This window comes from Wolbachia endosymbiont of Onchocerca gibsoni (genome assembly GCF_029169405.1).
GTDB lineage: Bacteria > Pseudomonadota > Alphaproteobacteria > Rickettsiales > Anaplasmataceae > Wolbachia.
In genome coordinates this window covers 421,427-435,249 of record NZ_JABUMP010000001.1, presented here as the reverse complement: position 1 = coordinate 435,249, position 13,823 = coordinate 421,427, and the positions used below count along the sequence as shown (strand labels likewise).

Annotated in this window: 11 protein-coding genes and 1 pseudogene; 7 read left to right on the top strand and 5 right to left on the bottom strand. The window is 31.7% G+C overall.

Annotated features, from left to right (window positions below; genetic code table 11):
* Position 1 precedes the first annotated feature (1 nt).
* From HSX44_RS01640 to pstB, 5 genes are all read left to right on the top strand, one after another.
* Positions 2 to 367: an Mth938-like domain-containing protein gene (locus HSX44_RS01640; RefSeq protein WP_275602027.1), complete on the top strand. Its 366-nt coding sequence runs from the start codon at positions 2 to 4 to the stop codon at positions 365 to 367.
* 1 nt (position 368) lies between these two features.
* Positions 369 to 1,178 (top strand): metal ABC transporter permease, encoded by an 810-nt coding sequence (locus HSX44_RS01635; protein ID WP_275602026.1) that lies wholly within the window; start codon positions 369 to 371, stop codon positions 1,176 to 1,178.
* 298 nt (positions 1,179 to 1,476) lie between these two features.
* Positions 1,477 to 2,475: a DNA polymerase III subunit delta gene (gene holA / locus HSX44_RS01630; RefSeq protein WP_275602025.1), complete on the top strand. Its 999-nt coding sequence runs from the start codon at positions 1,477 to 1,479 to the stop codon at positions 2,473 to 2,475.
* Between the two features lie 1,196 nt (positions 2,476 to 3,671).
* Positions 3,672 to 4,466 (top strand): 4-hydroxy-tetrahydrodipicolinate reductase, encoded by a 795-nt coding sequence (gene dapB, locus HSX44_RS01625; protein WP_275602024.1) that lies wholly within the window; start codon positions 3,672 to 3,674, stop codon positions 4,464 to 4,466.
* Positions 4,463 to 5,221: a phosphate ABC transporter ATP-binding protein PstB gene (pstB, locus tag HSX44_RS01620; protein ID WP_275602409.1), complete on the top strand. Its 759-nt coding sequence runs from the start codon at positions 4,463 to 4,465 to the stop codon at positions 5,219 to 5,221. Before dapB ends, pstB begins: the two co-directional genes overlap by 4 nt.
* Positions 5,222 to 5,230: 9 nt before the next feature.
* On the opposite strand, the pseudogene HSX44_RS03990 reads toward pstB, so the two are convergent.
* From HSX44_RS03990 to hemJ, 3 genes and pseudogenes are all read right to left on the bottom strand, one after another.
* Positions 5,231 to 5,458, bottom strand: a pseudogene (locus HSX44_RS03990) (1-deoxy-D-xylulose-5-phosphate reductoisomerase); the annotation flags it as partial.
* Between the two features lie 98 nt (positions 5,459 to 5,556).
* Complete coding sequence (locus HSX44_RS01615; RefSeq protein WP_275602023.1) at positions 5,557 to 6,066, bottom strand: hypothetical protein; 510 nt, start codon at positions 6,064 to 6,066, stop codon at positions 5,557 to 5,559.
* Between the two features lie 95 nt (positions 6,067 to 6,161).
* Positions 6,162 to 6,593 (bottom strand): protoporphyrinogen oxidase HemJ, encoded by a 432-nt coding sequence (gene hemJ / locus HSX44_RS01610; protein ID WP_275602022.1) that lies wholly within the window; start codon positions 6,591 to 6,593, stop codon positions 6,162 to 6,164.
* Between the two features lie 55 nt (positions 6,594 to 6,648).
* Between hemJ and pdhA the strand changes: the two genes are divergently transcribed.
* Positions 6,649 to 7,626 carry a pyruvate dehydrogenase (acetyl-transferring) E1 component subunit alpha gene (gene pdhA, locus HSX44_RS01605; protein WP_275602021.1) on the top strand — a complete coding sequence of 326 codons (978 nt, stop codon included), beginning with the start codon at positions 6,649 to 6,651 and terminating at the stop codon, positions 7,624 to 7,626.
* 323 nt (positions 7,627 to 7,949) lie between these two features.
* On the opposite strand, the gene HSX44_RS01600 is transcribed toward pdhA, so the two are convergent.
* Positions 7,950 to 8,876, bottom strand: coding sequence for an RluA family pseudouridine synthase (locus HSX44_RS01600; RefSeq protein WP_275602020.1), 927 nt, complete (start codon positions 8,874 to 8,876; stop codon positions 7,950 to 7,952).
* Positions 8,877 to 9,145: 269 nt separating this feature from the next.
* Here HSX44_RS01600 and HSX44_RS01595 point away from each other — a divergent pair, with 269 nt between their 5' ends.
* Positions 9,146 to 10,441, top strand: a complete 1,296-nt coding sequence (locus tag HSX44_RS01595; RefSeq protein WP_275602019.1) for a Na+/H+ antiporter NhaC family protein — start codon at positions 9,146 to 9,148, stop codon at positions 10,439 to 10,441.
* A 43-nt stretch (positions 10,442 to 10,484) separates the two neighbouring features.
* Here the strand turns inward: HSX44_RS01595 and argS are convergent, their stop codons facing one another.
* On the bottom strand, positions 10,485 to 12,191 hold the full coding sequence (gene argS, locus HSX44_RS01590) for an arginine--tRNA ligase (protein ID WP_275602018.1): 1,707 nt from the start codon (positions 12,189 to 12,191) through the stop codon (positions 10,485 to 10,487).
* Between the last annotated feature and the right edge of the window lie 1,632 nt (positions 12,192 to 13,823).

Genomic DNA, 13,823 nt, shown 5'->3' with positions numbered 1-13,823 from the left:
TATGAATATAATCCCTTTAATTCCTCAAAGTAAAAACTTTATATATAGTTACGAGATAGGAAAATTCTTGGTAAAGAATCAAGAATATTGTAGCTCAGTTATAGTTTTCCCTGAAAAAGTGATTGAACTCAAAGAAAGTAATATAAATAGTAAGGAACATTTTATGTCTTTTTTAACAGAGGAGGTAGAAATTTTATTAATAGGCACTGGTATAACACGTAAGACAACAAATGTTTCAGTAAAGTCTTACCTTATGGAACAAAAGGGCTTGAACTTTGAGTTTATGACAACTGATGCAGCATGTAGAACACATAATGTCCTGATATCTGAAAACAGATTTGTTGTTACTTACCTAAAAGTAATGTAGTATGTTTGAAATATTTATGCAAGGCTTCTTTATTAATAGCCTGATTGCAATACTTATAATTAGCTCGGTAACAGGTATATTAGGATCATTTATGATATGGCAAAGATTATCATATTTAGGTGATAGCTTATCACATTCTTCGTTACTTGGTATTGCACTAGCTTTGATCTTTAGAATTAGTCCATCAATTAGCATAATGCTTATAGCAATTGCTTTTGCAATACTACTTTCCCTTAATTTTAACAGATTATATTCTGTTGATACGATATTAAATATCGTTACTAATGTAGTTTTATCATCAAGTTTAATATTGATGTCCTTTTTCCCATCTAGCAATAGTAGTATTATTAATTCGCTATTTGGCGATATATTAACATTGGAACAGAGTGATATAGTATTAATTTTTCTAATCTCAGTAGTAGTTACTCTGATATTAGCATTTAGATGGCGCTACTGGCTAATGATTTCAATCGATCAAGATTTAGCAATAGTTGAGAAAGTAAACGTGAGTTTGGTTAGACTAGAATTCTTAATTACTCTTGCTATATTTATAGCAGTGTCTGCCCAATTAATAGGAATATTACTCATCGCTGCATTTTTATTGATACCAGCATCATCTGCAAGGCTTATCTCAAAAACTCCAGTACAGATGATTATTGCCGCAACAGGTTTTTCTATGATCTCTGGAATATCAGGCCTGATATTATCTGCAAGTTTTGATTTACTAACAGGACCTACAATTATACTTGTAGCAGCTACATACTTAATTATTGCTTATTTTATGAGATTGATATCAAATAGATTGGCTTAATTCCGTTTTAGGCTATCAATGATCTATCTAATGGTTATTAGATGTATATCACAGTTGCTTTAGGGTAAAATAATTTTTATTATGTATATGTGGTTATAGTTATTAATTTATGGAGTAAGTAATATGACTGAAGGAGAGCTTTTTCTAAATACATACCTGACCCTTATAAAAAAATTTTATTATAAATATATTCTCAGAGAGACAGATTAATCAGATAAAACGCAGAATACAACAAGTAATGCATATGATGCCATACAACAATTTCTCAATTAAGCGAAAATGATATCATATAAAAGATATGAGGATTACACCATCTAAGATTAAAAAGTTCTTAGAGAAACCTGATGCTTTAAGGGGTGTATTAATTTATGGAAGCGATAATAACAGAGTAGATTTTTTTGCACAAGAAGTAATTGCCAGCTTAAGTGAATATTCAGTTCAGGTGATGGACTTTGCGATAGTAGATAAATCTCCTGGTTTATTATCTTCTGAGCTGGTAAATATTTCGATGTTTACTAACAAGAAATTAATTAAACTGATAAATATAACTAGGAGAATATCTAAAGAGTTGAAGAATGTGTTGGATTATAATACAAATGGTCATTATATAGTAATGGTAGCAAGCGATCTCCCGTATAACTCTACAACTAAAGGTTATATGGAAAGCTCAAAAAATTTTGGTGTCATTGCTTGCTATAAGGACAGCAATAGTAACCCTTGCGATATAATACTAAATTATTTGAAACGAAATGGCATAAAATATACAACTGAAATAATCTATCATTTGCAATCTTACTTTAATTATAGTAATTTGCCTATATATTCAGAGCTTGAGAAATTAGTTTTATATCTTGGAGAAAGAAAAGATCTTAAACTTGCTGATATAGAACTATGTCTTTCAACTTCTAGCAATGGTTATGTTACACTTAATAGCCTGTTCTCTGCTATAGCAAACAGAGATATGGCACAATTCATCAAAGTTTCCGATACATTAATATTACAAGAAAATTTTTCACCAATAGCACTGATTCGTATTATATCAAATTATTTCCTACATCTTGAAAATGTTTTACTGTTAATCCAAAGTGGAATGAATGAACAAGCCGCAATTAACCAACTGCATCCCCCGTTACTCTTTAAACAATTACGAAGTTTTAAATCTCATCTAAAAATTTTCCAACTTTTAGAACTCAAGAAGTTTATAGAGAAATTAATAAATTTGGAAATTACCTGTAAAACAAACGATTTAGATCATAGAATGATTTTTCAGCATATCCTACAAATTGCCTGGCGTTAAGTCCTAGTTTTTCTTATAATCTTATCACAAGATAATATTTTATACCTATTAACTTTAAGTGCACTCTCTACGTTTTTATACTATTACTAATAGGCTATAATTAAATATAGCTAGACAAAAGTGCAAATATACTTAATATTTCAAAAATCATAGTAATACCGAAATGCTAAAATTAGCTATTGAAATTGGTCAGTTTAAAGAGGTATCGCAATTATTAGTAATTAAGCCTTTAANGAGGGTATAAGTACTCAAGAAAATTACTACAATTAGAAGTATTTGTCCTTTTTTATTCACATTGAAGGAGCAAAACTATTAGATCATGAAGTTGATTAATTACTATCTAAACTTGACACATAGTCATTTCGTTCTCGGGGCAAGCAAGAAATAGCCAGATATGCGTATTTATGTGAAGAGGTATTTCAAAATCTTGAAATATGCCATTTATAGAAAAATAATAGAGTAATTTCATATCTGGTTTATAAATTTTTATATAAAGATTAAAGTTATATGAGAAATAGAGAATATAAAAAACTTCATAATTATATTTAGGCATTTGACAAACCTGAAAAAAGTTTAGGCATAATTTTTGAAACAGTGATAAAGATGCAAGAACTTATTTATTGAATCAGCTAGCAATATTAGAATATGAATTATTACACCCTTTATTAATTGTCGGTATCTTTACAGTTACTTTAGAGGTATTAGGGCATGTCTACTTGACTTACAGTTTTCTCGAGAGAATAACTAAAAGTAACAAGAAGGGATATTACTCAACTTTGCATTGTACTTAATGTCTCTAAAGAGAATGCAGATGTAACTTTAGCATACGGCTTATATTCTTTTAAAGATCACTACAAAAGCAGAAGTCTCATTTTAAAAAAAGGTGCACATGAAGGTATTAAATTCCTGTTTGCCGCCACTTTCAGCTAAAATGTTAATTTTCTTGGTAAACACCATGTACGTCTTATAATTAAAAATTTAGAAAACATCACCAAAGTAAGCCATAGTGCCTTAAAGAAGCATGTATCTAATCTTGTAAAGAAAATCACACACTTGACAACGAAAAAAGCATGGCAGTTTAGCATATATCTCGATAAAATATATACTCATTTTAAATTGTGAGTAGATCTATTTAGATTATAGCTTACAACAATGACAATGTTTCAAAAAAGGTCTAATGTAACACAAAAAGCTTTATGAAAATCAGAGTTGGAGTAGTAGGTTGCTTAGGAAGGATGGGCAAAAAAATACTTAGTGAATTAGTTACAAATACTAAAGTAGAGATAGCAGGCGCTGTTACCCGCTTTGGTAGTAAATACATAGGTTTGGATATTGGACAAATCATAGGTCACAGTTCTATTTTAGGAATCAAAATCACACATTCCATTAGTGATGTATTCGAGTTATCAGATATTGTAATAGATTTTACAACTAAAGAATGTATGTTAGATTGCCTTAAGGCGGCTGTGAAATTCAAAACACCTCTGATTAGCGGAACAACTGGAATAGAAGATATCAATTTAAAAGAGTATGCTGCTGAAATCCCGATATTGTGGTCAGCGAACATGAGTGTTGGAGTTAATGTGCTGCTAAAATTGGTAAAAAAGGCTACTGAGCTTTTGGGAGATAAATATGACGCTGAGATTTGGGAAATGCATCATAGCTTAAAAAAAGGTTCGCCATCTGGAACAGCTATAGAACTTGGTAATGCGATTGCTAACGCTCTAAAAAGAGATTTAAAGTTCAATCAATATTTACTTAACAGTTCAAATATAAGAGAAAAGAGTGGAATAGGTTTTGCAGTGTCTCGTGGAGGTGGAGTAATAGGAGATCATAGCGTAATGTTTATTAATTCTGATGAACGAATAGAATTAAATCACAAAGCAATCGATCGGACAGCGTTTGCTAAAGGCGCTATTCAAGCAGCAATATGGCTATACGAGAACAAGAGGAAAACTCCAGGGCTCTATTCAATGCAGAGTGTAATATGAGTGATACACGTGCCTCCATTAAAAATTTAAATCTTTGGTATAGCTCTAAACAAGTCTTGTTCAATATAAACCTAGATATTTGTAAAAAAAAAGTTACTACTTTTATTGGACCATCTGGATGCGGTAAATCGACATTTTTGCGTTGTTTCAATCGCATGAATGATTACGTACCAGGATGCAAAGTTATTGGTGGACTGATTATCGATGGACTAGGTAATATATATTCACGTGATATGGATGTTGTACTGCTCAGAGCAAAAGTCGGTATGGTATTTCAAAAGCCAAACCCTTTTCCAAAATCAATATATGATAATGTTGCTTATGGCCCTAAATTACATGGCATGGTAAAAAATAAGGGAAAATTAGATGAAATAGTCGAAAATAGTTTAACCAAAGTTGGTTTATGGGAAGAGTTAAAAGATAGATTACGAGATAGTGCATTAGATTTATCTGGCGGTCAACAACAAAGGCTATGCATCGCTCGCGCAATTGCAGTAAAACCGACTATTTTATTGATGGATGAACCATGTTCCGCGCTTGATCCAATGGCAACCAATGCAATCGAAAATCTTATACAAGAGTTGAAATTAAGATTTACCATAATTATGGTAACTCATTCAATGAAACAAGCTAAAAAATTATCTGATAGTGTAATTTTCTTTCACAATGGCAAAATTGTTGAATCTGGAAGCGTCCAAGAAGTATTTGAAAACGCTCGGTTTTCCTTAACAAAAGAGTATATTCTGGATCATTAAAATTTCTAGCTATACAATAATAAGGGTTTTACATGCGCTAATTTCTTTAGCAATAACACGGCTTTCACGGTCAATATCTATTNATTATATTAGGTAATGAATTGATGTTGATATTAGCTATCAAAATTTTCTATTGTTAACTCTACCACTTTTACTATCCTTAGAAAAATCAATGCATGATTTCAGAAATTCATTGACAGCTACTCTGTTTACAGCATTGAGCACAATACTGTTTGTGGTGTAGCAAATTGAAACCTTTTTCACTAAAACTAATTCATGTCAATTATGATAAATTAAAGAAAAATACTACTCCTCAACTGTTATTTAACCAATTCTTAGACACTAAGCTCATGTCCATGGTCATCACCAACAGAAGGTGAAGGAGAAGGTGAAAAAGAACAATCATGATAATCATCTGAATTATGTATACCATGTAAACCGTCAGCGCTATGAGCTATTTCACTGCTAGAGTTAGAGTAATCATCTAGGTGAGGACCTTTATTACTATAACCCATATCCGTTTCTTCTAATGTTATACCTTCACCATCTCCTCCTCCACCTGAAAAATGTTCTGCAAGACCTTCAAGAAATTTTATATCAAACATATTACCTGATTTTCCAAATAATGTTACTAAACTACTACCACTTATCAAACCTTCAAACACGTTATTGTAGGAAGCAATTGCTCCTTCATGAAAGCTGAACAGCCATTTCATTCCATCTACAATCGTAGCAACAGAGTCACTATGACCAAGACCAAAACCGCTCTTTCCTCCTTGATGTTCTTGATGTTGTTGTTGAGCTTGCCACTCTGCAATGTTTGGACCTTGAACTTCACTACTCATAAGTTTTTACTTTAACCACTCGAACACTATACATTTTATCACAGATATTAAAAAATGTCAATAAAACTCTTAAATAACCGTTTCTTGAATAAAGGCTAGTGAAAAGGTTTCACAATCACTGCAATAATTATAACTATTATTAGTACTGTGATTACCTCATTTAGGACACGAAAATAAACATGAGCTTTCTTATTTAAACCCATTGCAAAATTTTTCCTATGTTTTGCAAGTAGCACATGAATAGCAAACATAAAGAATAATGCTAATACTTTTACATGAAACCATCCTTCGTAGTAGGCCTCTCTTATCATCATTAGTGTAATACCAAAACCGAGCGAAAAAAGCATTGCAGGGTTCACAATATATTTAAGTAGCCTTTTTTCCATTGTTTGAAGTAAGCTATCGTTTTCTGATCCTAGCTTTACAGCTGCATGATAGACATAAAGCCTAGGCAAGTAGAGCATACCTGCCATCCACATAATAACAGAAATAACATGAAAAGCTTCGAGCCAACGGTAATAATCCATTATAAAATGTTAAAAATTTCTGATATTATCTGAGTTTAATAAAAAAGAAATCGATATGAAAGCAAAAAATCTCACTAAAGAACAGGTAATTGGATTTTACAGAAAAATGTTACTAGTGCGCAGATTTGAGGAAAAAATAGGACAATTATATGGAATGGGATTAATAGGAGGATTTTGTCACTTATCGATAGGGCAGGAGGCAGTTGTAGTTGGAACTCACGCTGCATCAAATCCTGGCGACGCTTTTATCACAAGTTATAGAGATCACGGGTTAATGCTTGCATGTGATTCTGATCCGAATATTATAATGGCAGAACTAATTGGTAAAGAAACTGGGTGCTCAAAAGGTAAAGGTGGTTCAATGCATATATTTGATATTGAAAGGAAATTCTTTGGTGGACATGGAATAGTTGGTGCACAAGTTCCAATTGGTACAGGAATAGCATTTGCTAATAAATATAAGAAAAAAGACAACGTAGCATTTACATATTTTGGTGACGGTGCTGCAAATCAGGGACAAGTATATGAATCGTTTAATATGGCATCTCTGTGGCAATTGCCAGTGATTTACATTATAGAGAACAACGGATATGCAATGGGAACCTCCGTTCAGAGATCAACTTTAGTAACTGAGTTATATAAAAGAGGAGAGAGTTTCGGTATTCCTGGAAAGCAGATTGATGGAATGGATTGCTTTTCTGTTTATGAAGCAACAGCTGAAGCAGCTAAGCACGTTCGTTGCGGAAAAGGTCCTATTCTGCTTGAAATGAAGACGTATCGATATCGGGGCCATTCAATGTCGGATCCTGCTACTTATCGTTCGAAAGAAAAAGTTGAAGATATAAAGCAAAATCGTGACCCTATAAGCACTTTAAAAAAATACATGATAGATAATAAGGTTGCTTCAGAGGAAGAATGTAAGACAATCGATAAGGAAATAAGTGATTTAGTAAAAAAATCGGAGGATTTTGCCAAAAATAGCAAAGAACCAAGCATTGATGAGTTATGTACTGACGTTTACAAATCTATCTAATACTAGTTATTAGTAAAACGCAAAAAAATTGCTTGATACGGTTTTAAAGAATTTTACTATTACCATGCTAAAGCTATTTTATAGCCTGAAACTTATTTCTCCTGTAGGGCTTTTCATTATTTCTATTCCATGTCTACTGTATTTTTCTTGATCATTATTTATTGAGTGTTTATCATATTTATTATTTTAATATAATTAATTTTAATATTTATTAAATCTTTTAAAAGATCAGTCACATTTCTAGTCTAGATTAAAAAATAGGGGGAGTGCTTATATCTATATGTTTTTTCCTTTTTAAAAGGCAACTATCTCGTAATCACCACTTAAGAGGGAGGGTACAACACCTCAATGGACTTTTTAAAGTTCTCAGGAAGAGGAGCAATGATAGTGACCTTTTTGTTACTTGGCAATTTAAAAGATAAAGAATACGAATGGAGATGAATTTTATTTGCTATTCCATTAACAAAAGCTTTTTTACCACCGTATTTACCATCACCAAGAATAGGACAGTTTATACAGGCTAGATGTGCCCTTAACTGGTGAGTCCTGCCGGTAATTGGTTGTAGTTTTACGTAAGCAACATTTTGTTCTAACCTCGCTATGATCGAAAAACGTGTAGTTGCATTCTGAGGTGAATATTTGTCAACAACCACTTTTTCTTGACCTGAAATACACTTTTTTATCAATGGATAATCTATTACTCCTTTATTTTTACTTGGTATGCCGGAAGTTAATGCTAAATAAGTTTTTTTTACTCTTTGCTCTTTAAACTCCTCCATAAGGTACCTGGCAACATTAGCATTGTGAGCAAATATTATCACTCCGCTTGTATCTTTATCTAACCTATGGACAATCTTAAATATTTTTCCTTCTCTGATTCGGTCAAGTAAATCACTAATGCTGACTTTTGCCTTTATACCACCTTGAACAATTACTCCTGTAGGTTTATTTACAGCTAGTATATATTTATCTTCATATAAAATATTGTCTTTCAATATATTCACTAACTCTTGATTATATTTACGGTCAGAATTGGTATTTTTAATATAATTTAAGTATTTTATTGTTATAGTTTGTCCATAGTACACTCTATCACTTGATTTTGCTTTACAATCGTCAACTTCGATCAACCTTCTCCTTAAAGATTTCTCAATTGTAGACTGTTTCAGGTCTGGGAAAATTCTTCTTATATATCTATCCAGCCTAATATTATTATCTTCTATTGATATGGTTGTAATACTTTGAGACATTTCATTATTTGTAATAAACATCTAATAAAATGTCAATTGTTGGTTTCATTCTAATATTCCTCCCTAATATTATCCAATTAGCGAGCATTGAGATCAGATTTTTATGCAATTTTATTAGAATTAGTATAAGAACAGCTATTTTCATGTTACTTAAGTAAGTTAAATATAAAATTTCAAAACTCCACTATTAACTTTCTATAGAAGTAGTGAAACCAGACTTGCTTAAAATTATTTAATTAGTTATAGTTTAAACTTTCAATTGTAATAGAATGATTGCTTTTATTCCTTTATTTATTTTTTTAATCTTCCATCTTGGAAGTAGCACTTATTTTTTCTTCATCGGAACTGATAATCCACTTCGTCAGATTTCTCCGGTAGTTTGTTTACTGCCAGCACTATTTTTTGCTATCTCACGTAAAACAGATAAAATTCAACATAACATTGATACTGTCATCGAAGGCATGGGTGACAAAAACACCCTTACTATGTGCTTAATTTTCTTGTTTTCAGGAGCATTTTCTTCTGTTAGTCAATCAATTGGTAGCGCAGACACTGTTGCCAATCTGATTCTCAACTTTCTTCCAGCAAGGTTATTGTTACCTGGATTATTCTTGGTTTCTGCTTTTATTTCAACTGCAATTGGCACATCCATGGGAGTTGTTGCACTGATGGTGCCAATTGCTGTTAACTTAGCAAAAAGTGGAGCTTTTGATCTCGAGATAGGAGCTGCAACTGTAGTTGGAGGTGCCGTATTTGGTGACAACCTCTCAATGATATCTGACACCACTATTGCATCTGTTTCTTCACAAGATGCTACAATAAAAGATAAATTTCAAGTGAACTCTAAAGTAGCGTTTATTGCAAGCATTATAACACTTATCTATCTAGTAATGACTGCAGGTAGTACAAGAATTGTTACTGTATCAAATTTAGATTATTCATCGATAATAAAGGTTATTCCCTATATTTCTTTAATAGTCATGGCCCTATTTGAAGTTACTACACTAGTAACAATAACTGTAAACATAATTATTGCCGGTATACTAGGAATAGCTTTTTCTGACTATTCTATTATTCAATTCTCTAATGACATATATAGGGGATTCAAAAAAGTAAATGAGATAGTAATGTTTGCCCTATTTATTGGTGGATTGAGCAATATAATGTATAAACAAGGTCAAAAAACATTACATAAACTCATCGATGAAAGCAGTATTACAAAAACTAAAGCTGAATTTTTAATAGCAGGAATAGCATCTATGTTTACTATTTTAGTTGCTAATAATACTATTGCTATTCTACTAAGTGGTAGCATTGCAAAAAGACTTGCAAAAAAGCATAATATTGCACCATACCGTAGTGCATACTTATTAGATGTTTTTGCTTGTTCTACAAAAGGCATTTTACCTTACGGGTCCCAACTATTGCTAGCGGGTAGCATAGCCTCTGTATCTCCTATTTCTCTATCAACACAGGTACATTACTGCTTTATTTTAGCAGTAGTAACAATAGGAGAAATAATTATCAACAGCAGGAAAGAAAAGGGTTATGCTACTGTAACTTAATGTACAGGAAGATTGAAGTTTCTCTTATTTCCATATCTTTTACTTATTTCATCTCTTCTAATGGCTCTATGTTAAAAACAGAAAGCCCAGAAGTAATGATATGTGCTAAGGCTCGGACAAGGAATATCCTTGCAGCAGTAAGATCTAAATTATCTTTTAGTATAAACCGCATGCTCAAGTCGTTTTTACCATATCCCCATAAAGTATGGAATGCTTCTGCAACTTCAAGTAAGTAAAAAGTAATTCTATGTGGCTCATAAAGCCTTGCCGCTATTTCTACTACACTTGGCCACTTTGCTAAGATTTTTATAAGTAATAGTTCTCCATCGGTCTTTAAAAGTGAAATATCTGCATTTGGAAGTTCTTTTGGAGCGTTACGCATCAACGAATGAGCACGGGCATATGCATATTGCACATAAAAAATAGGATTGCCTTTTGACTGTTCCTTCACTTTAGCAAAATCAAAATCGAGAACCACGTCATTTCTTTGTGTTAACATCATAAAACGGGTAATATCTCTACCAACTTCCTCAACTACATCTTTTACTGTCAGAAAATTTCCTGATCTTTTAGACATCTTAACAGGTTTTCCGTTTTCGAAGAAATTCACAATATTATGCAGCTTTACTTCTATCTTCGCTTTATTATCACTAAGCGCAGAAACAACTGCTTTAAGCCTTTTGATATAACCACTATGATCACTACCAAGTTCTACTATTATATTGTTAAAGCCGCGCGATATCTTATCAAAATGATAGGCTATGTCTGATGCAAAATAAGTCCAGCTACCGTCTTCTTTTTTAAGTGCACGATCAACATCATCACCAAATTTTGTTGAGCAAAACAACATCTCCTTTCTAGAAGTCCAATTTTCACTTTCTTTACCCTTTGGTTTTCCTAGATACCCTTCATATATCAAACCTTTGTTAGACAATATCTTTATGCTCTCTTCAATTTTGCCACTTTTTTGCAACTCATATTCTGAAGTAAAAATATCATGATTTACTCCAAGTAAGTGCATATCTTCTTTTATGAGTTCTAAGATAGAACTTAAAGCATAATCTCTAATTATTTGATAATCTTGCTTTTCTAGAAGACCTTTACCATATTTTTTAGCTAGCTCTTTTCCTATTTTTTTTAAATATTCACCTGGATATAAACCTCTTTCAATACTAATCTTTTCTCCAAGAGCTTCCTTATATCGCAAATATACTGACCGAATCAGCGTATCTATCTGTGTTCCAGCATCATTAATATAGTACTCCTTAGTGGCTTGATAACCAACTTTTTTTAACAAATTNGCTAAAACGTCACCGAACACTGCTCCTCTTGCATGACCAATATGTAATGGACCAGTTGGATTTGCAGATACAAATTCAACATTAACGGCCTGGTTATTCCCAATGTTTAGAGTACCAAACTCTGTTTTAAGTTCATTTATTTGCTTGAGAAGCTTGTGCCATACTTCTATTTTAAAGTACATGTTAATGAAGCCAGGGCCAGCTACTTCTATTTTTGCGATTTCATTAAAAAGTTTAAATTCTTCTGCTAACATCTCTGCAATCTTAACGGAATTTTTTCTTTCATGCCTTGCGAGTACCATAGCAATATTTGTATAAATATCCCCATGTGCTTTATTACTTGGAGGTTCTAAGATAAAATTTTCTACACTAGTATTTATGACGCTCCTTTGCTTTAACTCATCTAATTTACTAAGAATTAGCGAGGAAATTCGTTTAAAAATGTTCATCAATCAAAAAGTTATAAATCCTGTAGCAGTATAGTAAATAGATAAGGTTAGTTGAATAGTTTTATCTTAATTCTTTAGATAATAGCACAGAAATTAAATATGACCCGTAAGCAATAAAGATATTATGGCGTTTATAATAAAGTTGACCCTCTTTATCCTCTCTTTTACACAAGTTTATTGAGTTTAAACAGCTTTTTATAGCTATAATAACAATTAAAAACATCGTAACCTCGGTCATATATATTAGTGCAGGCTTATATAAATCAAAGAGTTTTGTATCATCTCTAATTTTTACTATAAGTAACCTACCTTTCCAACCATAAAGTATTAACTACTGTATTTCTAGAATCATAGGTATAACAACATGCAGTTGTAGTAACCACTGTAAATGGATATTCATATACAGGAGTTGCATTTTACTTTCCCAGCCCACTACAAATATAAAACTTGACATTATTTCAGATTAATAGTATAGTAAGAAAGGAAAAAAATTATATATCAAATAAGCTATTAAGGTTATAAGCCAACGACATAGGCACGTGATGTATATTATATTTTATTTGATATATTAAACCACTACTCTCGATCATCTACACATCTTTTATCACCTTCGCTATAAATTAGCTTATAAAGTTCTATTATCTTTGAACTATTCAGCAGTAGAAACAGTCGCTGCATGATCTTGTACTGTTTTAGTTTCTACAATNTCCGTTGCTCTAGTTCTGTTTTTTTAACTTCCAGTCCAATATGCTAGTACATTCAGCACCACTATGTACTAGATTTATGAATATGACAATATGCTACATTATTAGAACATAAATTGTAATAATACTTAAAAGATGAAATATGGTAACGCTCGAGAAACTTAGAAATACAGTAATCATTGCCTATAGGAAAATTTTTATGCAGTTAGGAAGGTCTTATTTTAACAGATCCTGTTATCAAATTTAACAGATATGTATCACGGTTTACAATCTGAGAAATAAGGTTCATCTATATTATGAAAATAGACATTGTGTAGTTATGAAATTGAGAATAACAAGTTATAAAGATCCTTTTTAAAATAACTATTAGATTATTATAAGGTAAAATTGATCAGTTATTTTATAATATAGAGATTAAAATTAGCATATCTTGAATCCTGAATCTATAATGCATTTTAAAATACGACTTCAATAGTAATGCAATTAAAATAATTATGCTTAACAAACTTCTTCTATAGCTGGCAGATTTGTTATGTTGTGTATGGATAAGCAGCTATTACACAAAATATTAGAGTTCAGAGGTTTTGTTACGATCAAAAGATGATAAGATTTCAAAAGAGGGCTATAGATATAGTTAAATTAGTTGTGTTATTGATAATATAAAACTGCTATGTAGGTAATAAGTAGTAAGCTATTTGCTTATGAACTTTCTTTATTAAGCAAGGTGTAATGCCCATATTCTCTCAGAAAGACATAAGGCTACGCTAAAGCAATATTATGTACATATATAAATTATTTTAAATAATTTTCTAATAAATAGAGCTAGTGCATTACGATGATTTTGATGTACGTTAAGCAGGTAATAACATGAGTTAAAGTGATTATAATATAAATTAACAACATAAGGTACATATGTAGATGTATAAAA

Excerpts from the sequence above, each read along its gene's own strand:
- HSX44_RS01640 (WP_275602027.1), top strand. The coding sequence starts at position 2 with ATGAATATAATCCCTTTAATTCCTCAAAGTAAAAACTTTATATATAGT.
- HSX44_RS01635 (WP_275602026.1), top strand. The coding sequence starts at position 369 with ATGTTTGAAATATTTATGCAAGGCTTCTTTATTAATAGCCTGATTGCA.
- holA (WP_275602025.1), top strand. The coding sequence starts at position 1,477 with ATGAGGATTACACCATCTAAGATTAAAAAGTTCTTAGAGAAACCTGAT.
- dapB (WP_275602024.1), top strand. The coding sequence starts at position 3,672 with ATGAAAATCAGAGTTGGAGTAGTAGGTTGCTTAGGAAGGATGGGCAAA.
- pstB (WP_275602409.1), top strand. The coding sequence starts at position 4,463 with ATGAGTGATACACGTGCCTCCATTAAAAATTTAAATCTTTGGTATAGC.
- HSX44_RS01615 (WP_275602023.1), bottom strand. The coding sequence starts at position 6,066 with ATGAGTAGTGAAGTTCAAGGTCCAAACATTGCAGAGTGGCAAGCTCAA.
- hemJ (WP_275602022.1), bottom strand. The coding sequence starts at position 6,593 with ATGGATTATTACCGTTGGCTCGAAGCTTTTCATGTTATTTCTGTTATT.
- pdhA (WP_275602021.1), top strand. The coding sequence starts at position 6,649 with ATGAAAGCAAAAAATCTCACTAAAGAACAGGTAATTGGATTTTACAGA.
- HSX44_RS01600 (WP_275602020.1), bottom strand. The coding sequence starts at position 8,876 with ATGTCTCAAAGTATTACAACCATATCAATAGAAGATAATAATATTAGG.
- HSX44_RS01595 (WP_275602019.1), top strand. The coding sequence starts at position 9,146 with ATGATTGCTTTTATTCCTTTATTTATTTTTTTAATCTTCCATCTTGGA.